We start from the raw sequence: 19,950 nt of genomic DNA, 5'->3' as shown, positions 1-19,950 counted from the left end.
TGAAGGCTCGTACTCGGTCCGTCACCGGTGTACGGTGCGCATCGAAAGTTTCGTTCTGCTGTACGAAACGGCCGGAACTTTCATTGTGTGGAGCCGCAGGAGCCGGGCGGATCGGCCGCTTTCCGCTCATCCGCCCTGTTTTGGCGATCCCGTGGTGCGCCGATGGCAGGGGTGGAATGGCCAAACCGAGGGGTCCACCTCCCGGGTGTTGTCATGCTCCGGGCCCCATTCCTACCCTTGGGAGCGCTCCCAGTTGCGCCGTGTTGCCCCGTGAACCACGCAACATTCGAACTGGCACACCCCACAGTCGATCGTGCGTCTTCCTCCGGAGGTCCCCATGCGCTTCCATCGGTCCCGATATCGGCCCAGAGTGTGGGCGGCTGCGGTCCTGGTCGCCACCGCGAGCCTCATCACCCCCTCGCTCACCCCACAGGCGGGCGCCGCCGAAGGAGCCGTCGTCGCCGCGCAGGTGCTGGCCGGCGGCGAGGACGACGGCGCGGACTGCGCGGTGCCCAACCCGGGCTCTCCGACGGCCAGTTCCATGCTGCCGGACCCCTTCAAGAAGCTGAACGGCACGCGGATCTCGGCCAAGGGCGACTGGCGGTGCCGCCGGGCGGAGATCAGCCAGCTGGCGCAGAGGTCCGTCTACGGCCAGAAGCCCGCGAAACCCGCCGGCGTCACGGGCACGGTGTCGGCGAGCAGCATCACCGTGAACGTGACGGACCAGGGCAAGAGCGCGAGCTTCTCGGCGAGCGTGAGCCTGCCGAGCGGTTCGGGGCCCTTCCCGGCCGTCATCGTGTTCGGCGGGCTCGGCGCGGACACGGCCACCATCAAGGCCTCCGGCGTCGCCGTCATCAACTACGACCCCTACTCGGTGGGCAAGGAGGGCACCGCACGGAACAACAAGCAGGGTGCCTTCTACAGCGTGTACGGCTCGTCCAGCAGCACGGGCCTGCTGATGGCCTGGTCCTGGGGCGTGAGCCGCATCATCGACGTCATCGAGCAGTCGGGCGGCAACATCCTCAAGGCGAGCGCGACCGGCGTGACGGGATGCTCGCGGTTCGGCAAGGGTGCCATCGTGGCCGGCGCGTTCGACCAGCGCGTCGCCCTGACCATGCCGATCGAGTCGGGAAGCGGCGGTGTGCCCATCCTCCGCGGTATTCCGGGGGAGAGCGGCTCCCAGCCGCTGAGCAGCGCCTACTCGGAACAGCCGTGGCTGGGCGACGCGTTCAGCTCCTACACGGGCAACCCGAACTCCCTGCCGGTGGACACCCACGAGATCCTGGGCATGGTCGCGCCGCGCGGGCTGTTCGTCATGGAGAACCCGTACGTCGACTGGCTGGCCGCCAGGTCGGGAAGCGTGGCGGCGCTGGGCGGGGCCGAGATCTACAAGGCGCTCGGCGCCGGCAGCAACATCACCTACTGGTCGGACGTGCAGGACGGGACCCACTGTGCCGTCAGGTCCGAGTGGAAGACACCGTTGCAGCAGAACCTCCAGAAGTTCCTGCTGGGCACGGGCAACGGCTCCGGCGTGTTCAGGATCGCGCCCAGCAAGTCCGGCAACCTGTCCTCGTGGCGTGACTGGCAGACGCCGACCTTGACCGACGGTGGAGGCGGCAACGGAGGCGACCCGGGTGGCGACCCGGGTGGCGGCACGGGGGGAAACCCGGGCGGTGACCCGGGCGGCGGCGGCACGAACGGTACTTGCACCGCCGCCTACCGCAACGTCAACAGCTGGCCCGGCGGTTTCCAGGGCGAGGTGACGGTCCGCAACAACGGCACCAGCACGCTCAACGGCTGGACCGTCGGCCTGAACCTGGCCTCCGGTCAGTCCATCAGCAGCCTCTGGGACGGGGTCAACACCGGGACCAGCGGATCCGTCACGGTGCGCAACAGCTCGTACAACGGCACCCTCGCGGCCAACGGCACCGCCACCTTCGGCTTCACCGCCACCGGCAACTCCACCCCCGCACCGGGAAACCTCACCTGCAAGAGCCCCTGATCATCAGTCAGGACGCTTGATGCCCCCTGCGCATCCGGGCTCCACACATTCGGAACCCACGTGTACCACCGGGTCAGCCGGTACCTGGACGGCACCGGCTGACCCGATCCAAATCCCTCTTCCGGGGGTGCCCATCGCGGCAAGCCGACGCGTACGCACGTCCTCCGGAGAGAAGCCGTACACGGATCGACTGCCACATCCCCCGGAGAGGACGGGCAGCCCACCGGTTGGATATTCACATCCAAGCCTTCGGGCCGGCGCACGGGCAAGGGGTTTCCGGGTGCGTCACTCCATCAGGGGAGCGCGATCACCGCGCTCGCCTCTCGCCGTACCACCTACTGGGATTGCCGAGGTTGCGCGCGCTGACATGGTCTTGTCTTGTGAGACGACGGAGTTGGCCACGAGGGCTCGGCGCGGCGGCCTGCAGTGTCCGGCCCGGGTGGCGCCGAAGGCCTGCGCGAGCCCCGGAGAGGGAAGCTGATCGGGCCCTGGGTGAGCACTGAACTACTCCATACGGGTGATGGTGGTGCAGGGCCTCTTGTCACCCGATCGGAGGTATGGGTCACTGAGAGTGCGACACCGGCGGGCTGCCCATCCCCGTGCCAGAAGGACGTTGAGACAGGCAGCCGTTGCCGGTTTTCTCCATGCCCAGGGGAGGCGACGCAGGCCGCTGCGCGCCCGGCCATGTGTGCCCGGCGACAGTCCGTTCGTTCCCTTCGTGCCCAGCCACACTCCTGAGCCGTGTTCTTCCATGCCTGAAGCAGCCCGAAAGAGCTGACGGCGCTCGCGTGCCTGCGGCGGTCCCGCTTCTTGGCGGTGACGCGGACGGTGACAGGCCATTCCGCCGGTTCCTCGCATGTCCCCAGCAGAGACGAAGGAGTGTCCCCATGCCCATCTCTCCGAACCAGGGTTCCACCGGCGGAGGCACGCCGGTGACCATCACCGGAACCAACCTCTCCAACACCAGCACGGTGATGTTCGGCACCAAGCCCGCCACGAGCGTCACCAACGTCTCCCCGACCCAGGTCACAGCGGTGTCCCCCGCGGGCGCGGGTGCCGTCGGGGTCACCGTGACCACCCCGGGCGGGACGAGCAACCCGCTGTCGTTCTTCTACGTCGGCGCCCCGTTCAAGTCCTCTCTGGACGCCGACTCCGGGCCGCTGGCCGGCGGCAACACCGTCACCATCAACGGCACCGGCCTGTCGACCGCGACCGGCGTGTCCTTCGGCGCGAACACCGCCACCCCGACGGTGAACTCCGACAGTTCCATCAGTGTCGTCGTGCCCGCGGGCACCGCGGCCGGACCGGTGGGGGTGACCGTGACGACCGCGGGCGGCAGCAACAACGGCCTGTCCTACACCTACATCGACGACCCCACGATCGTGACCGTCAACCCGTCCTCGGGCCCGACCTCCGGCGGAACGGCGGTGACCATCACGGGCACCAACCTCGACAGCACCGAGTCGGTCACCTTCGACGGAACCGCCGCGCCGTTCTCCGTCATCAGCGCCACCTCCCTGTCGGCGGTGACTCCGCCCGGCACGGCCGGCGCCGTCGACGTGGTGGTCACCAACCCGGCCGGAACCGCGACCGCCGCCGACGGATTCACGTACGTCGCCGGCCCCGGCATCTGATCCAGCAGCCCCGTTCCGGGGGTGCACACGACGCCCGTCCGAGCGCAGTCCCCTCCTCCGCTCGGGCGGGTGTCCCCCCATCGGCCGTCGTCCCGGCCGCCGTCGCCCGAACCGGTCCGACACGGATCTGCCGCAGTGTCGCGTGAAGGAGTACCGCCTTGGCCGCCCCCACCGTCTCCTCGATCAGTCCCGCGCAGGGGGCGTCCTCCGGCGGGACCGTCGTCACCGTGACCGGTACCGGCTTCACCGGTGTGACAGCCGTGCAGTTCGGCGGCGGAGCCGCCACCTCGTTCACCGTCCTCAGCAGCACACAGCTCACCGCGATCACTCCGGCCGGGACCGGAGCGGTCAATGTCGCCGTCACCACCGGCCAGGGCACCAGCACGCAGACCGTCACCTACACCTATGTCGCCGCACCCGCCGTATCGGGCGTGACGCCCGGTCAGGGCCCGGTCTCCGGAGGCACCTCGGTGACGCTGACGGGCACCAACCTGTCGGGGGCGACGACGGTGCTCTTCGACGGGATCGCGGCGGCGTTCACCGTCCTGCCCCCCTCGCGGATCGTCGCGGTGACCCCCGCCCACGCGCCCGGCGCCGCGGCGGTGACGGTGACGACCCCCGGCGGTACCAGCAACCCCGACAACCCCAGCGCGTACTTCTACTACACCCCGGTGCCGTCTCTGACCGACATCAAGCCCCCCGCCGGACCCTCGGCCGGCGGTGCCGCGGCGACCCTCACCGGCAGCGGACTCCTCAACGCGACGGCGGTGCGCTTCGACACGACGGCGGCATCGTTCACCGTCGTCTCCGATACGCGGATGACCCTGGTGACTCCCACTCACGCGGCCGGTGCCGCGGCGGTCACGGTCACCACCGCCGGTGGTACCAGCAACCCCCTGAGCTACGTCTACCTCGACGCGCCCAGCCTCACCTCCGTGACGCCCGGTCAGGGACCGACGTACGACGGTGCCGTCGTGACGCTGACCGGCGCCAACCTCACCACCACGACGGCCGTGGACTTCAACGGCATCCCCGCGGCGTTCACCGTGCTCTCGCCGTCCAGCCTCACGGCTGTCGCGCCCGCGGGTGCCGCAGGAGCGGTCACCATCACGGTGACCACGCTCGCCGGCGTGAGCAACGGGCTCCCGTACACCCGGATCGCCGGCCCCGCGATCTGACAGCTCGCAGTTCGATGAGATTTGGGATCTTATTCGTGTCATAGTGATGATATGGGCTGAATATGCGCTTTTCTCTTCCCGTCTCCTTCATCGCAGGCGAAGAGCGAAAGGCGTGGTGTTTTTTGATGCGAAGGATTACCTATCTGTCGCTGGCCCTGGGAGCGGTGAGCCTGGGCCTGGCATGTGAGCTGCAAGGGGCGGCGGCGACAGCCGCTCCGGGGCCCACGGACACGATGCGCTCAGGGGTCGCCGCCACCCAGCTGGAGCGGACCGCGTTCGCGACGGCGATTCCCGGGACGGTGACCTCCAGGACGAGCTTGAGCATCCGCGCCCAACCGGCCACCAGGTCGGCCCAGTTGGGGAGCTATGCCAGCGGCGCGCGGATCAGCGTCTCGTGCCGGACGGTGGGCGAGATCGTCGACGGCGACCCCTTCTGGTACCAGGTCGCCAACCGCTCCGGCTGGGTGGCCGCCCGCTACGTCAGCGTCTCCGGCCCCGTACCGTCGTGCGACGATCCCGGCCCGCAAGGGCCGCAGGGCGCTCAGGGTGCGACGGGGGCGACCGGTCCGCAGGGTGTGGGTGGTCCTGCGGGTCAGAAGGGCGACTCGGGTGGCATGGGACCCCAAGGCGCTACGGGCGCCATGGGCCCGCAGGGTGGCACGGGTGGCACGGGCCCGCAGGGCGTGACGGGTGCCAACGGTCCGCAGGGTGTGACGGGTGCGGCCGGTCCGCAGGGTGTGGGTGGTCCTGCGGGTCAGAAGGGCGACTCGGGTGGCATGGGACCCCAAGGCGCTACGGGCGCCACGGGCCCGCAGGGTGGCACGGGCCCGCAGGGCGTGACGGGTGCGGCCGGTCCGCAGGGTGTGGGTGGTCCTGCGGGTCAAAAGGGCGACTCGGGTGGCATGGGACCCCAAGGCGCTACGGGCGCCATGGGCCCGCAGGGTGGCACGGGTGGCTCGGGCCCTCAGGGCGTGACGGGTGCCAACGGTCCGCAGGGTGGTATCGGTGCGACAGGGCCTCAGGGCGTGACGGGTGCCAACGGTCCGCAGGGTGGTATCGGTGCGACAGGGCCTCAGGGCGTGACGGGTGCCAACGGTCCACAGGGTGGTATCGGTGCTACTGGTCCGCAGGGTGTGACGGGTGCGGCCGGTCCGCAGGGTGTGGGTGGTCCTGCGGGTCAGAAGGGCGACTCGGGTGGCATGGGACCCCAAGGCGCTACGGGCGCCATGGGCCCGCAGGGTGGCACGGGTGGCACGGGCCCGCAGGGCGTGACGGGTGCCAACGGTCCGCAGGGTGCCGCCGGTGTGAACGGGTCTCAGGGTGCGAGCGGGCCCCAAGGCGCTACAGGTGGCACGGGCCCACAGGGCGCTACGGGTGCCACCGGTCCGCAGGGCGGCACCGGAGTCACCGGTCCGCAGGGCGGCACCGGAGCCAACGGTCCGCAGGGAGCCACCGGCCCGCAGGGCGCGTCCGGTGGCGCCGATCTCACTCAGGTCGTCGGAGGCGACGCGACGCTGGCACCGGGGCAGAGCACGGCCCTGGTCGTCGTATGCCCGGCCGGTCAGACCGCGGTCAGCGGGGGCTGGGTCGGGGGCGACGAGGTCATCCCTGTGAACAGTTACCAGAGCACGAGCACGAACCCCGGCGACAGCTGGACCGTGAACTTCCACAACACCTCCGCCACCCAGAGTTACGAGGTCACCGCCCTTGCCTACTGCTCGCCGTGAAGGTCGGCTTCACCGCGAGGCGGCTCTACGGCGGACGGCGCGCGAGGATGGGAGGGTGGATGGAGAAGAGACACATCCACACCGGCTCACAGGAGAGGAGGGAGCGGGGATGGTTACGGCAGCTGAGACCGTGCTCGAGCCCACCGAGCGTGTCCGGGCCCAGAGGAAGATGTCGGACGCTGGACTGACCACGCTCGAGCCTGCGGCACGCGTGCGGGCCCAGAAGGGGCATTACACGACACAGAGCAGGCGAGCGTTCACCGGCCGTGCGCAAACCCAGCAGGACGGGGCCGGGGAGGCCCATCCTGACGGGGGTTTCCACCTGGGCACTCGCGTGTTCCGCGCCCCGGTTCCGATCCCGCACCTCAGTCTGGAGAACGTGCCCACCCGGGACCTGGTCTTCTACGGGGGCCTGGGAGCCCTCGCCGTCGCCGGGGCCCTGGAATGGCCGGTCGCCCTGGCCGTCGGGGGAGCCGCCTGGCTCGTGCGCGGCAGGCGGAAGGAAGGGCGCTGACGCCGCGGAGCCAGAAGGGAGCGGTGCCCGGCAGCGTGCGGCTGCCGGGCGTTCCCGGTGACACCTACGTCAGGGGCTCGTGAGGACGACCAGCTGCTGGGTCGCTCTGGTCATGGCGACATAGCGGTCGATCGCTCCTTCGACGCCCTCGCCGAACCTCTCGGGGTCGACGAGGACGACCAGGTCGAATTCGAGCCCCTTCGACAGCTCCGGGGTGAGGGACCGGACACGTGACGTGGTCCGGAACGTCGGATCGCCGATGACGCAGGCGATCCCGTCGGCATGCCCGGTCAGCCAGGTGTCGACGATCGAGCGCAGCTCCGAGGTGGATCCGCGCACGACGGGAACGCCGCCGCTGCGGACCGAGGTCGGCACGTTGGCGTCCGGGAGCACGGCCCGGATGACCGGCTCGGCTTCCGCCATGATCTCCTCCGGCGTGCGGTAGTTGATACTCAGGGACGCCAGGTTGATCCGGTCGAGCCCGATCCGTTCGAGCCGTTCCCGCCACGACTCCGTGAACCCGCGCCTGGCCTGGGCCCGGTCCCCGACGATGGTGAAGCTCCGCGACGGGCACCGCAGCAGCAGCATGTGCCACTCCGCGTCGGTCAGTTCCTGGGCCTCGTCGACGACGATGTGCGCGAACGGGCCGGCGAGCCGGTCCGGGTCGGCAGGGGTCAGTTCCGACTCGTCGACCAGGCTGACCTCGGCGTCCGCACCGCGCAGCATCGTCACCAGACCCTCGCCGTCGTCACCGTCGGCTCCGGAGTCGGCCGCGGCGGCGATCAGGTTGTCGACGACCTGCTCCATGCGCTCCCGCTGGGCGGCGAGGACGGCCGCGTGCCGGGCCTCGCGCCGCGAGGTCTCCGCGTCACCGAGCCGCTGCCGCGCCGCGTCCAGCAGCGGCAGGTCGGACACCGTCCAGGCCTGGGCGTCGGGGCGCTGGAGCCTTTCGACGTCACCGCGGCCGAGCCAGGGAGCGCACATCCGCAGATAGGCGGGTACGGACCACAGGTCTCCGACGAGGTCGGCCGCTTCGAGCAGGGGCCAGGCACGGTTGAGGGCGGTGAGCAGTTCCCTGTTCCGCGTCAGGGACGTGCGGAGTTGGTCGGCGGACACGTCGCCTTCGTGCTTGTCCACCAGGATCGTGAACAGTTCCTCCCGGATCTGGTCGCGCGCCTCGTTGTGCGGGGTACCGGGTTCGACCGCCTCGAACGCCGCCGCCCAGTCCTCGGCGCTCAGCCGGACGTCGGACCAGGGGGTCGTGACCGTCATCCCCTCCGCGGGTGGCTCCTCGTAGAACCTGACGGCCTTCTCGACCGCCTTCACCATGTCCGCGGACGACTTCAGGAGGGCCACGCCAGGGTCGCTCTCGACCGGCGCCGCGGCCCCCTCGGCGACGAGGTCGCGCAGGGTGCAGGTCTGCACGCCCTCCTCGCCGAGGCTGGGGAGGACGTCGGCGACGTAGCCGAGGTACGGCTGGTGCGGACCGACGAACAGCAGGCCGCCGCGGCGGTGGCCGAGGCGGGGGTCGGAGTACAGAAGGTAGGCGGCGCGGTGCAGGGCGACGACGGTCTTGCCCGTACCCGGACCGCCGTCGACGACGAGAGCGCCGCGGGATCCCGCGCGGATGATGGCGTCCTGGTCGGCCTGGATGGTGCCGAGCACGTCACGCATCCGCGAGGACCGGCTGCCGCCCAGGCTGGCGATGAACGCGGACTGGTCGTCGAGCGCGGCGTGACCGGCGATGTCGTCAGCGGTGAACACCTCGTCCCAGTAGTCGCCGATCCGGCCGCGGGTCCAGCGGTACCGGCGGCGGCTCGTCAGCCCCATCGGATTGGCGTGGGTGGCTCCGAAGAACGGCTCGGCCGCGGGGGAGCGCCAGTCGAGCAGCAGCCGGCGCCCCGTGCTGTCCGTGAGGCCGAGCCGCCCGACGTACACGGGCTCGGGGTGGTCCGTGCCGACCATGCGGCCGAGACACAGGTCCAGACCGAAGCGGCGCAGGGTGCGCAGCCGTGCGGTCAGCCGGTGGATCTCCAGATCCCGGTCCAGCGCCTGCCGGCCCGTCCCGCCGGGTGCCCTGCGTTCGGCGGCGAGGCGGTCGGACACCCCGGCGATCGACTGTTCGAGGCACTCCGCGATGGCCGCGAAGTGGTGCTCGTCGCCGGCGATCAGTGCCGGGTCGGCCTTGGGGGAGAGACGGTCGGGCAGGTCGAAAGCGCTGATGGTGAGGGGTTTCATGATCTCTCGGGTTCCGATCTGGGGTCGCTTGCGACCGTTGCGTGCGGCACAGGGATCGACGCGCCCGCGTGGCTCAGCGGGCACCGGCGGACTCTTGGTTTCCGGCTTCGGCCGGTGATTGTGCGGCACGACGGGGGCCTTGCCGCAAGCCCCCCACTGCGCTATATGTTGAGAGTGGAAAGGAGCGGGTGACCTCCTTTCCCTTTCTTTTTTGCCCGTCCTACGCCGAAGACCGAGGCCGACGGACAGGCGCCTCACCAAGCGGCAGCGCGCCGCGCGATGTGCCCGGCATCCTGCGCAAGCAGATGGAGCTCGGCGCCGCGATCGGCGCGCCGGTGACCGAGCGCGCGTGGGAACTCCCGGCCGCCGGCGCGACGCATGCGCGATCGGTGGGCGGCCATCGCCCCGGAGCCGGCCGGGTACGTCGCGGCGATCGGCTACGACGCCGACACCTGCCGGCTCACCGGGTGGCCGGCGTCGTCGGCCGCGGCCACCGTGCCAGGCCCGCCCGCGGGCCACAGATGGCCGGGGCTGCGCGCCCCACCGTGGAGTGAAACCGACGACGGCCTCCGGCGTCGCCGGTCAGCCGCCGATCCCCTCGATGACCAGTTGGAGAAGCCTCTCGGGCCTTTCCTCGTCGCCGCTCTCACTCGCCGTGGCCAGGGCGCCCACCAGGGCGAGCAGATCGGGGATGCGCAGGTCTCCACGCACTCCTCCGGTCCGAACGGCCGCTTCCAGGAGGGTGCCTCCGGCTTCGGTCACCGCTGCCTGGCACACGGCCACCAGGGTGTCGTCCTCCTGTGTGCCGGTGTTCAGCGCGGAGCCCAGTCCGCGGTGGGCGCCGACGTGGTCGATGTAGGCCCGGATCCAGGCGATCAGCGCGTCGCGGGGGTTCGGCTCGGCGCGCAGCCGCTCGGCCAGCTCGCACAACGTCTCGACCTCGCCGACGCACACCGCCACCAGGAGGTCGCGCCGGGTCGGGAAGTGCCGATAGAGCGTCGCGTTGCCGACGCCGGCCCGCCGCGCGATCAGATCCAGGGGGGCGTCGGGGCCTTCCGTGACGAAGACCTCCTCCGCGGCGGCGACCAGCGCCTCGTAATTGCGCCGGGCGTCGGCGCGCGCCGGCCGGCGGGCGAGTTGCCTCGGAGCGATCACGGAAAGTCCTCGTTTGACGAAGTGGGGAGTTCCCCGTTAGCTTACCAGAGCCGTAACCGGGGAACTCCCCGAATTGCACCAGGAGGCTCAACCACCATGATGAAGCTGCTCAGTTACCTGAAGAAGCGGGACGGGATCACCAGCGAGGCGTTCAAGGAGCACTACGAGAACAACCATGTGCCGCTGATCCTGAGCCTCGCTCCGTCACCCATCGTGTACAAGCGGCACTACCTGATCCGCGGCGACGCGTTCAACCTGCGCGAGGACGGGATCGACTTCGACGTGGTGACCGAGATGGGCTGGGAGGACCGCGACGCCTTCCAGGCGTGGATGGCGGCCGTCTCCGACGAGCGGGTGGGCATCGACGAGGCGCGGTTCCTCGACCGGTCCCGGACCCGTGCGCTCCTGATCGAGGACCGGGTGACGGCGGGCTGAGCCCGTTCCCGGACCGAACGTCTCCGGAAAGCCCCGGCAGACCCGAGAGGGTGGGGCTTCCGGGTCTCTCGGACCGCGTCCCTGACCGGCGCGGTCCGGTGGGACCGGTCCTCATCGGCCCCGTCCGATTGATCATGACGGTGGCGTCCGACCGCCGTTCTCCTCCCCGTCGCCCTGGGTATCGGGAAGCGCCGGGGGTCCGGTGTCCGGCGCGGTTCTCGCCACCATCTCGGCAAGTCGCCTGCTGGCCTCCTGGATCTTTTCCTGGGCCTGGTTCCGCGCGGTGATGGCCGCGGAGAGCAGCAGCGCGGTCAGCGCGGCGGCGCCGTTGAAGGCCTGCAGTGAAATCATGTCGGTGAGCAGGGTGTGACCGGCGAACGGGCCTGCTCTGCGAGTGGCGGCGAGGATGGCGAAGGTGGATACGGCCAGCGCGCAGGGCGTGGCTCCGGCGCGCTGGAAGCGGAAGGCCGCCCAGGTCAGCAACGGGAAGCCGAGGAAGAGCAGCGGTGCGGGGGAGGTCTGGAGGAGGCCGACGCCGGCGGTTGCCGCGACGAGCAGCGACCCCTCCGCCCATCTGGCTGGTGGTGCGTCCTTCGGCCAGCGCGCCGAGCGGAGGGCGAGCAGCAGCGGTGTGACCAGCAGGACGCCCGTGGCGTCGCCGGTCCACCAGACCCACCATGTCAGCCAGAACCCGCCGGGGGGCAGCGCGTGGGCGAGGCTCAGGGTGGTGCTGCCCACGGTCGCGCTGATGAGCATGCCGGCGAACGCGCCGAGGAAGACGAGCGTGAGCGCGTCCTGGAAGCGGTTCATCCGGGTGCGGAACCCGGTGACGCGAAGGAGGGCGTAGGAGCAGAGGGGCGCGAGTGTGTTGCCTGCCGTGATCGCGAGCACGGCGGGAAGTGACGGTCCCAGGGTGAGGTCGATCAGGAAGGAGCCGAGCACGATCCCGGGCAAGATCCGCAGGCCCATCAGGAGCAGTGCGGCCAGGGCGATCCCGGTCGGCGGCCACAGCGGCGTCACCTGGCCGCGCATGAAGTGTTGGAGGAGTCCCAGCTTGCCGGAGGCGAAGTACAGCGCGGCAACGGCGATGATCCGCAGGACCCACAGGCCACCGCTCCGGAGCTTGTCGCGGCTCGCAACAGTCATCGGGAGGTCTTCCCCCCGGCCCTGCTCCGTCGTCCACCGTTCGCTGACCCTTCCGGGCCCACGACACCGCCGCTCATCTGTATGACCTTTCGCAATGTGCTCTGCCGGGATTGCTTCGGGTGACCACTCGGGAGCGACTTGTGACGTGAAGGATCTGCCTCTCAGTAAGAGTGGGTCTGTGCGGTCTCAGCGCGGAGTGCGCAGGGCGAGGATGGCCATGTCGTCGTGCGCGTCGCTGGGGTGGTGGTCGGCGAGGGCCTGCACGAAGTCCTGCAGGGGCAGGGCCGCGTGTGCGGTGGCGAGTTCGGCCAGTTTGTTCAAGCTGTCGTCGAGGGGGTGGGCGGGGTGTTCGATGAGGCCGTCGGTGAAGAAGACCACGGTGGTGCCCGGGGGCAGAGGATGGGTGTGGTCGGGGCGGGGCAGCCCGACGTCGACGTTCAGTGGTAGTCCGGGCTCCGTGAACAGGTATTCCGTCCGGCCGCCCGGGGCGATCAGCAACGGGGGGACGTGGCCCGCGGAGCTCCAGTGCAGCCTCCAGGCAGCCCCCGCGGGTTCGATGCGCGCCAGGCTGGTGGTGGTGACGGGGCTGTCGGTGATGGCTTCCAGGGTGCGATCGAGCTGGGCGAGGACAGCGCTGGGCGGAGTGAGCAGGGTGAACAGCAAAGCGCGCAGCATGTTGCGAGTGGAGGCCATGGCGGCGGCGGCGTGCAGATCGTGACCGACCACGTCGCCGATGACGACCGCCACCGCGCCGTCCGGAAGCAGGATGGCGTCGTACCAGTCGCCTCCCACATGGTGGGGTTTGGCGGCGGGCCGGTAGATGGCGGCGGCGTCGAAGGGCCGCATGTCGGGCAGCGTCGGCAGCAGACGCCGCTGGAACTGTTCGGATCCGGTACGAACCTGTTCGAAGAGCCGGACGTTGTCGATCGCGATACCGGCGGCACTGGCGAGGGCGACGACGATGGTCTCGTCGTGGGCGTCGAAGGGCCGTCCGTCGCGCCGCTCGGAGAGAAAGAGGTCGCCGTAGATTTCGCCGCGGACGCTGACGGCGACGCCCAGCAGGGTCTGCATGGGCGGGTGGCCTGGCGGCAGGCCGACCGAGGACGGATGGGAGGAGATGTCGTCCACCCGCAAGGGCTCGGGGTGGCGGATCAGGTGCCCGAGAACGCCGAGGCCGCGAGGAAACCCCGCTTCGGCCAAGGCCGACCGCTCCTGCTCGGTCACGCCGACGGCGATGAACTGCTCCAGGAACTGGCCGGACTCGTCAAGAACTCCCAGCGCCCCGTAGCGGGCGCCGACCAGTTCCATGGCGGTCGTCACGATGCGGTGCAGTACCGCGGGCAGCTCCACCTCCCGGGTGATGGCCACCACCGCCTGCAACAGGCCCTGAACCCGGTGCTTGGCGGCGGCCAGAGCGCGCAGTTGCTCATCGATCCGGCCCAGCTCGGCATCCAGACCCGCAAGCAGGTCAGGGGTTGGCGGCCGCTCCACCCCTTGCCTCTTCTTGCCCACCACCATCACGATCGCCTGCTGCGCGGGTACCCGCTCCCGGTGGCCTTCAACCGGCAGGAGTCAGTGGCGGGCCGGATCGCCGCGCACGGACGAGGGCCACCCGGCAGCGGGGTCCTCGCCGACACCACCCGCTCGGCCGTGGCTTCGGCGGTCCTGGTGGGGGTCATAAGCTCGTGCCCTTCGTCGTCGCACGCCTCGTCACCGGCTTCAGCAGCTGCTTGCACTCGCTCATGTCCGCCGGCGCAGTCTGCGCGTCCGGCGGCAGCCGCCGCGCAAGCGGGGAGATCACCTTCGCGCCGGGCGCGCCCTCGTCACGGTGGGCGTCGTCCGCCTGTCCGCCGCCTCCACCATCAAAGTCTGCCTCGCCGCTGTCGTCCGCCGCCTCCCGGTGCTCGATGGCCCTGCGGGCCTCGACGGCCACCAGGCCGCTGCTGACGGAGCCCACCCTCGGCCCTGCCTGAGGACGACATCCGCAGCGTGCCCGGCGCACACTTGTTCACCGGTTCCGACACGCTCCTCCGTGGCGGCGGCTTCCTCCGCTTCAGCGGTACCGGATGCCCGAGTGCCTTGGCCACCGTGTTCCGCGGCACCCGGTACTTCTGCGCCGACGCCCGCCCCGTGATGTCCGGGTTCTGTCGCTTGTTCCGGAGGATCCGCTCATACAGCCACTCACTCGATCTGTGCACCCACAGTCTCCTGACACGACCGTGATCAACCCGCACAGAGTGGCGCGGCCAGACAGCCTAACCCGCCTATTACGCTGAAAGCGGCATGTCACACACCGTCATGCAGGCGGGCTGCCCGCCTCGTTGCCGCAACAGCGGCTCCCGGCTGGCGAGAGCGCGCAAGCAGACGGGGCGTGGACCGAACTTCCTCGGCCCACGCCCCGCCTCCCGCCTGCGGAAGGGTGTTGCTCAGCAGTACAGGTTGTTACCGGGGCTCACGCCGAGGATGGACGCGAAGCGCTGGTAGGCGTCGACGCGGCTCTGCACCTGGGCGGGATTCCTGCCGTCGCACTCCAGGGAGCCGTTGATCGAGCGGATGGTCTGCCCGAATCCGGCGCCGTTGACCATGGCGGCGTGCGGAGTCATGGAGCCGGGACCCGACTGGGTGTTCCAGTACCAGAGGCCGGTCTTCCAGGCCACGGAAGCGTCGTTCTGCACCAGCCAGGGGTTGTTGAGCAGGTCGATGCCGAGCGCGTCACCGGCTGCCTTGTAGTTGAAGTTCCAGCTGAGCTGGATGGGCCCGCGGCCGTAGTAGGCCGCCTGTCCGGCGGGGCAGCCGTACGACCGGCTCGAGTCGCAGTAGTGCGGATAGTTGGCGGTGTTCTGCTCGACGACGTAGACCAGGCCGCCCGTCTCGTGATTGACGTTCGCCAGGAACGCGGCCGCCTCCTGCTTCTTGGTCGTGTCGCTGCCCGTACCGGCGAAGCCGGGGTAGGCGCTGAGCGCGGCCTTCAGGCCGCTGTAGGTGTAGAAGGAGTTCCGGTTCGGGAACATCTGGTTGAACTGGGCCTCGGAGACGACGAACCCGGACGGGTTGCCGCTGCCGCCGCTCGACGGGGCGCTCCACTTCTGGTTGCCGCCCCCGGTGCAGGTCCAGATCTGCAGACGGGTGCCGTTGGCGCTGTTGTTGTCCCGCACGTCGAGGCACTTGTTCGCGGCCGGGTTGACGATGTCGCGGGCGGCGGTGACGACCCACTGCTGGTTCGCTCCGCCGGAGCAGTCCCACAGCTGGACGGCGGCGCCGTCGGCCGTGCTGCGGTCGACGACGTCGAGGCACTTGCCGAGCGCCCGCAGGGTTCCGTCACCGGAGTTGGACCACTTCTGGGCGTTCGTGCCGTTGCAGTCGTAGAGCTGGACGGCCGTGCCGTTGGCGTTGCTCGCGGCGGCGACGTCGACGCACTTGCCGGCGAGGCCGCTGATCTGCCCCTCCGCCGCCCAGGCGGGGGAGACGGCGAACAGGGCGGAGAGGGCGAGAGCGAGCACCGCGCTGACCGTGAGCTTGGCCAGGGGTGCGCGTCTGCGGAGGCTCAAAACGGGGTGGGGGGTGGGCATGTGGGGTGTGCTCCTGAGGAAGAGTCGGTTGAGTGACGACGTGGCCACCCGGCTCCGGTGGGGCGGGGGAGCGGTCGCGGGGGTGGGCGTACGAGTACGGTCCGGCAATGACCGCCGGTGCGACACGGGCACTCGACCCGGCACGGTGGGGGGCCTGACGGCCTGGAATCTAAAGGTCTAAACCAATACGGTCAAGAGCCGCACATGATCTGGCCGATAATCGAGCCACCGACGGCCACGCTCTCCGCGCTGCGCCCCGCGGCCCACGCCTTACATGACGTCAGCTCGGGCGGCTGCGCGGGCTGTTCGGCGTCACCGCACCTTGCCCGGCAGGCATCGCAAGGCCGGCCGCACCGAGTCGCAGGGGTGCGGCCCACGCCGGCTCGCGGAGGGGGCGTACGAGCCGGTGTGGCGGCTTCGGTCCTGCCCGGGCGTACCGAGCGCGCTTACCTGGCAGGTCATCGCCCTTCGTGCAGCCGCCTGCCAGGATCGCCGGTGCAGCAGAGCCCGACCGGACGGAAGGACGACATGACCGCCTACGCAATAGCTCACTTGCAGGAGGCCGCTCCGCATCCGGAGATCGCCGAGTACATCGAGCGCATCAGCGGCACCTTCGAGCCGTACGGTGGCCGTTTCCTCGTGCATGCCACGCGGCACGAGGTGAAGGAGGGAAGCCGGCCCGGGCATGTCGTGGTGATCGGCTTCCCCGGGATCGCCGAGGCGCGCGCCTGGTGGGACTCACCCGCGTACCAGGAGATCGCACCCCTGCGCTCGCGGCACATCGACGGCGACATCATCCTGGTGCCGGGTGTGCCCGAGGGCTACGACCCGGCCGGCACCGCGAAGGTGATGCGGGAGGCGCTGCCCGCCGAGTAGTGCGTGGCCTGCCCTCGGAGAAGGGCGCGCCTTGACAGTCCGGCCCCGCCACCCGCAGGATCACCCCGTGAACCTGTCAGACAGCCAGACAGGTGGTCCGGGGCCGCGGCGCGTCAGCGCCATGGAAGCGGTGCTCGGCCACCTTCGCGGTGCCATCGAGCGCGGCGAATACGCCATCGGCGACAAGCTCCCCTCGGAAGCCGAGCTGTGCCGCACCCTGGAGATCAGCCGGCCCGTGCTGCGGGAGGCCCTGCGGGCCCTGCAGACGATGGGGCTCACGGCCTCCAGAACCGGCAAGGGCACCTTCGTCGTCGCCAACGCCGTCGAGGAGCCCACCTTCGGCGACTACGCGGCCGGCGACCTCCTGGAGGTGCGCCGTCACGTCGAGATCCCGGTCGCCGGATACGCGGCGGAGCGCCGTACGGCCGAGAACCTCGATCACCTGGTCCACCTCCTGGAACGGATGGAGCAGGAGACGGACACCACCGCATGGGTCGCGATGGACACCGTCTTCCACCTGGCCGTGGCCGAAGCCGCCCAGAACCCCGTCTTCCGCCGGGTGATCGAGGAGATCCGGGACGCGCTGGCCCGCCAGTCCGCCTTCCTCAACGAGCTCGGCGGCCGGCGCGAGCAGTCCAACCGCGAGCACCGCGCGATCGTCGAGGCGCTGATCGACGGTTCCGGACACGACGCGGTGCAGGCCATGACCCACCATCTCGACCGCGTCGAGAAGACACTCACCGACATCATGCGCCCGAACCGCACGGACGCCCCCACGGAAGACGGTTCCAAGGCGTGAACCAGACAGTCATGTACGGAAGTCCGGCCGTGGCCGGGGCCCCCGTGGTCCGGGAACCCCTCCACGTGCCCGTCGCCCATCTCGTCCGCGGCGGGGTCGTCGAGGGCATCCACTACGGCTCGGTCGTCGTCCTCGGCGCCGACAGAGCCGTGGAGCTGCGACTCGGCGACATCGAGGCCGCCTTCTACCCGCGTTCGGCGCTCAAGCCGATGCAGGCGGTGGCGATGCTCCGGGCCGGGCTGCCGCTCGACGGGGAACTGCTGTCGCTGACCGCCGCCAGCCACTCCGGGGAGGAACGGCACCTCGCCGGCACCCGGCGCATCCTGGAGCTGGCCGGAGTCACCGAGGACGACCTGCGCAACGTCCCCGACCTGCCGTACGACCCGGTCGTCCGCGACGCCTGGGTGCGCGAGGGACGCCGGCCGTCCCGGCTCGCGCAGAACTGCTCCGGCAAGCACGCGGCCATGCTCCACACCTGCGGGCTCAACGGCTGGCCACTGGAGGACTACCTCGATCCGGGCCACCCCTTGCAGCGCGCCGTCGCCGAAACCGTCGAGGACCTCACCGGCCAGGCGATCGCCCGGGTGACCGTCGACGGCTGCGGCGCGCCCCTGTTCGCCGTCTCACTGCACGGGCTCGCGCGCGCCGCTGCCCGGATCACCACCGCACCGGCCGGCACCCCCGAGGCACGGGTCGCGGACGCCATGCGCGAGCACGCCGAGATGGCCTCCGGCTCCCGGCGGGACGTCGCGGCGCTCATGCGCGCCGTGCCCGGGCTGCTCGCCAAGGACGGCTTCGAGGGCGTCCAGGTCGCGGCGCTGCCGGACGGCCGGGCCGTCGCCGTGAAGATCGCCGACGGAGCGAACCGGGCGCGCGTCCCGGTCGCCGCCGCGGCCCTCGCACGGGCCGGGATCGACCCGGCCGCGCTCGCCGAGTTCGCCGGTGAGCCCCTGCTCGGCGGCGGCCGACCGGTCGGTAGCGTCCGGCCCGTCCGCGCCCTCGACCCCGCCCCGGTCTCCGGGTCCCGCTCGGGCGGGGACCACCCCCACGCCCGGACGCCTGCCTGACCGAACCACCCACCTCCGAAAGAGGACCCGCACAGCCATGACCGCCGCAGCCCACCGCAGCGAGCACGACCTGCTCGGCCACCGCGACGTACCCGCCGAGGCGTACTGGGGCATCCACTCCCTGCGCGCCAAGGAGAACTTCCCCATTACGGGGACGCCGATCTCCGCCTACCCGCACCTGATCGACGCCCTCGCCGCCGTCAAGGAGGCCGCCGCCCTCGCCAACGAGGAACTCGGCCTGCTGGAGCCGCGCAAGGCCGCCGCCATCGTCGAGGCCTGCCGCGAGATCCGCGACGGCAAACTGCACGACGAGTTCGTCGTCGACGTCATCCAGGGCGGCGCCGGCACCTCCACCAACATGAACGCCAACGAGGTCGTCGCCAACCGTGCGCTGGAACTGCTCGGCCACGCCAAGGGCGAGTACCAGCACCTGCACCCCAACGAGGACGTCAACCTCGGCCAGTCCACCAACGACGTCTACCCGACCGCCGTCAAGATTGCGACGGTGTTCGCCGTACGCGGCCTGCTCAAGGCGATGGCCGTGCTCCAGGACGCCTTCGCCGGCAAGGCCCTCGAGTTCCGCGATGTGCTCAAGATGGGCCGCACCCAGCTCCAGGACGCCGTGCCGATGACGCTGGGGCAGGAGTTCTCCACGTTCGCGGTCATGCTCGACGAGGACCGCCTGCGGCTCGCGGAGGCCGTCGAGCTGATCCACGAGATCAACCTCGGCGCCACGGCGATCGGCACCGGTCTCAACGCCCCCGCCGGATACGCCGAGTCGGCCCGCCGCCACCTCGCCGGGATCACCGGCCTGCCGCTGGTGACGGCCGCCAACCTGGTGGAGGCCACCCAGGACTGCGGTGCCTTCGTGCAGATGTCCGGCGTGCTCAAGCGGATCGCCGTCAAGCTCTCCAAGAGCTGCAACGACCTGCGCCTGCTGTCCTCCGGTCCGCGCGCGGGCCTCAACGAGATCAACCTGCCGCCGGTGCAGGCCGGTTCGAGCATCATGCCCGGCAAGGTCAACCCGGTCATTCCCGAGGTCGCCAACCAGGTCGCCTTCGAGGTGATCGGAAACGACGTGACCATCACCATGGCCGCCGAGGCCGGTCAGCTCCAGCTGAACGCGTTCGAGCCGATCATCCTGCACTCCCTGTCGGAGAGCATCACCCACCTGGAGCGCGCCTGCCTGACCCTCGCCGAGCGGTGCGTGTCCGGCATCACGGCCAACACCGAGCAGTTGCGGGCCGCGGTGGAGAACTCCATCGGTCTGGTCACCGCCCTCAACCCGCACATCGGGTACGAGGCGGCCACCGGCATCGCCAAGGAGGCCCTGGCCACCGGCCGCGGCGTCGCCGAACTCGTCCTGGAGAAGGGCCTGCTGCCGGCCGAGCGCCTTCAGGCGCTGCTGCGGCCCGAGGTGCTCGCGGGCAGCGGCTCACCGGAGCTCTGAGCCACCGCCCGCCCGGCGACGACCGGGCCGAGACATCCACGTCGCCGGGACACGTACGTCACGCCGGGCACGCGACGGGCACCAGCGACGCGGCGGGGAATTGCGTCCGCCGCGTCGCTCATACAGCGGTCATGCGCACGCCGCCCCGCTGAGGGGCGTG

Annotated in this window: 17 protein-coding genes and 1 pseudogene; 12 read left to right on the top strand and 6 right to left on the bottom strand. The window is 70.6% G+C overall.

From position 1 onward, the window contains the following. Positions 1 to 337: 337 nt before the first annotated feature. The 6 genes and pseudogenes from CG719_RS37130 (at position 338) to CG719_RS37125 (ending at position 7,055) form a co-directional block, all read left to right on the top strand. A complete protein-coding gene (locus tag CG719_RS37130; RefSeq protein ID WP_100568799.1) occupies positions 338 to 2,002 on the top strand; it encodes a glucuronyl esterase domain-containing protein in 1,665 nt (554 codons plus the stop codon). Positions 2,003 to 2,889: 887 nt separating this feature from the next. After that, on the top strand, positions 2,890 to 3,636 hold the full coding sequence (locus tag CG719_RS13350) for an IPT/TIG domain-containing protein (RefSeq protein WP_100568798.1): 747 nt from the start codon (positions 2,890 to 2,892) through the stop codon (positions 3,634 to 3,636). 158 nt (positions 3,637 to 3,794) lie between these two features. Then, entirely contained in the window at positions 3,795 to 4,814 is a 1,020-nt protein-coding gene (locus CG719_RS13345) for an IPT/TIG domain-containing protein (RefSeq protein ID WP_199836627.1), read from the top strand. Positions 4,815 to 4,876: 62 nt separating this feature from the next. Further along, positions 4,877 to 5,287: pseudogene (locus CG719_RS37530) on the top strand (SH3 domain-containing protein); the annotation flags it as partial. An 831-nt stretch (positions 5,288 to 6,118) separates the two neighbouring features. After that, positions 6,119 to 6,541, top strand: a complete 423-nt coding sequence (locus tag CG719_RS36375; protein WP_234375555.1) for a collagen-like protein — start codon at positions 6,119 to 6,121, stop codon at positions 6,539 to 6,541. 379 nt (positions 6,542 to 6,920) lie between these two features. Continuing rightward, positions 6,921 to 7,055 (top strand): hypothetical protein, encoded by a 135-nt coding sequence (locus CG719_RS37125; protein WP_267895358.1) that lies wholly within the window; start codon positions 6,921 to 6,923, stop codon positions 7,053 to 7,055. A 69-nt stretch (positions 7,056 to 7,124) separates the two neighbouring features. Here CG719_RS37125 and helR read toward each other — a convergent pair whose 3' ends face one another. After that, positions 7,125 to 9,293, bottom strand: a complete 2,169-nt coding sequence (helR, locus tag CG719_RS13330) for an RNA polymerase recycling motor ATPase HelR (RefSeq protein WP_100568795.1) — start codon at positions 9,291 to 9,293, stop codon at positions 7,125 to 7,127. A 188-nt stretch (positions 9,294 to 9,481) separates the two neighbouring features. Here helR and CG719_RS36370 point away from each other — a divergent pair, with 188 nt between their 5' ends. Continuing rightward, the gene (locus CG719_RS36370) at positions 9,482 to 9,847 is read left to right on the top strand and encodes a hypothetical protein (protein ID WP_234375554.1); all 366 of its coding nucleotides are present in this window, start codon (positions 9,482 to 9,484) and stop codon (positions 9,845 to 9,847) included. Positions 9,848 to 9,875: 28 nt separating this feature from the next. On the opposite strand, the gene CG719_RS13320 is transcribed toward CG719_RS36370, so the two are convergent. Continuing rightward, positions 9,876 to 10,448 carry a TetR/AcrR family transcriptional regulator gene (locus tag CG719_RS13320; RefSeq protein WP_100568879.1) on the bottom strand — a complete coding sequence of 191 codons (573 nt, stop codon included), beginning with the start codon at positions 10,446 to 10,448 and terminating at the stop codon, positions 9,876 to 9,878. 96 nt (positions 10,449 to 10,544) lie between these two features. Here CG719_RS13320 and CG719_RS13315 point away from each other — a divergent pair, with 96 nt between their 5' ends. Next, entirely contained in the window at positions 10,545 to 10,883 is a 339-nt protein-coding gene (locus CG719_RS13315) for an EthD domain-containing protein (protein ID WP_100568878.1), read from the top strand. A gap of 132 nt (positions 10,884 to 11,015) precedes the next feature. Here the strand turns inward: CG719_RS13315 and CG719_RS13310 are convergent, their stop codons facing one another. From CG719_RS13310 to CG719_RS13290, 4 genes are all read right to left on the bottom strand, one after another. Then, positions 11,016 to 12,029 (bottom strand): MASE1 domain-containing protein, encoded by a 1,014-nt coding sequence (locus tag CG719_RS13310; protein ID WP_100568794.1) that lies wholly within the window; start codon positions 12,027 to 12,029, stop codon positions 11,016 to 11,018. 186 nt (positions 12,030 to 12,215) lie between these two features. Then, positions 12,216 to 13,520 (bottom strand): PP2C family protein-serine/threonine phosphatase, encoded by a 1,305-nt coding sequence (locus CG719_RS13305; RefSeq protein WP_234375553.1) that lies wholly within the window; start codon positions 13,518 to 13,520, stop codon positions 12,216 to 12,218. A 184-nt stretch (positions 13,521 to 13,704) separates the two neighbouring features. Next, a complete protein-coding gene (locus tag CG719_RS13300; protein ID WP_159024869.1) occupies positions 13,705 to 13,962 on the bottom strand; it encodes a hypothetical protein in 258 nt (85 codons plus the stop codon). Positions 13,963 to 14,455: 493 nt separating this feature from the next. Next, positions 14,456 to 15,598, bottom strand: a complete 1,143-nt coding sequence (locus CG719_RS13290; protein WP_100568790.1) for a chitinase — start codon at positions 15,596 to 15,598, stop codon at positions 14,456 to 14,458. Between the two features lie 528 nt (positions 15,599 to 16,126). On the opposite strand from CG719_RS13290, the gene CG719_RS13285 reads away from it, so the two are divergent. From CG719_RS13285 to aspA, 4 genes are all read left to right on the top strand, one after another. Continuing rightward, entirely contained in the window at positions 16,127 to 16,474 is a 348-nt protein-coding gene (locus tag CG719_RS13285; RefSeq protein ID WP_100568877.1) for a DUF1330 domain-containing protein, read from the top strand. Between the two features lie 67 nt (positions 16,475 to 16,541). Further along, entirely contained in the window at positions 16,542 to 17,273 is a 732-nt protein-coding gene (locus CG719_RS13280; protein ID WP_100568789.1) for a FadR/GntR family transcriptional regulator, read from the top strand. A gap of 11 nt (positions 17,274 to 17,284) precedes the next feature. Further along, complete coding sequence (locus CG719_RS13275; RefSeq protein WP_100568788.1) at positions 17,285 to 18,340, top strand: asparaginase; 1,056 nt, start codon at positions 17,285 to 17,287, stop codon at positions 18,338 to 18,340. Positions 18,341 to 18,377: 37 nt separating this feature from the next. Beyond that, a complete protein-coding gene (aspA, locus tag CG719_RS13270; protein WP_100568787.1) occupies positions 18,378 to 19,790 on the top strand; it encodes an aspartate ammonia-lyase in 1,413 nt (470 codons plus the stop codon). Positions 19,791 to 19,950 lie beyond the last annotated feature (160 nt).

Source organism: Streptomyces sp. CB01373, assembly GCF_002803075.1.
In the GTDB taxonomy this organism is placed as follows: domain Bacteria; phylum Actinomycetota; class Actinomycetes; order Streptomycetales; family Streptomycetaceae; genus Streptomyces.
This window is presented reverse-complemented; position numbering and strand designations above follow the sequence as displayed.

Coding starts and splice junctions, on each gene's coding strand:
- CG719_RS13310 (WP_100568794.1), bottom strand. CDS start 12,029: ATGACTGTTGCGAGCCGCGACAAGCTCCGGAGCGGTGGCCTGTGGGTC.
- CG719_RS37130 (WP_100568799.1), top strand. CDS start 338: ATGCGCTTCCATCGGTCCCGATATCGGCCCAGAGTGTGGGCGGCTGCG.
- CG719_RS13350 (WP_100568798.1), top strand. CDS start 2,890: ATGCCCATCTCTCCGAACCAGGGTTCCACCGGCGGAGGCACGCCGGTG.
- CG719_RS13285 (WP_100568877.1), top strand. CDS start 16,127: ATGACCGCCTACGCAATAGCTCACTTGCAGGAGGCCGCTCCGCATCCG.
- CG719_RS13290 (WP_100568790.1), bottom strand. CDS start 15,598: ATGCCCACCCCCCACCCCGTTTTGAGCCTCCGCAGACGCGCACCCCTG.
- CG719_RS13275 (WP_100568788.1), top strand. CDS start 17,285: ATGTACGGAAGTCCGGCCGTGGCCGGGGCCCCCGTGGTCCGGGAACCC.
- CG719_RS13315 (WP_100568878.1), top strand. CDS start 10,545: ATGATGAAGCTGCTCAGTTACCTGAAGAAGCGGGACGGGATCACCAGC.
- aspA (WP_100568787.1), top strand. CDS start 18,378: ATGACCGCCGCAGCCCACCGCAGCGAGCACGACCTGCTCGGCCACCGC.
- helR (WP_100568795.1), bottom strand. CDS start 9,293: ATGAAACCCCTCACCATCAGCGCTTTCGACCTGCCCGACCGTCTCTCC.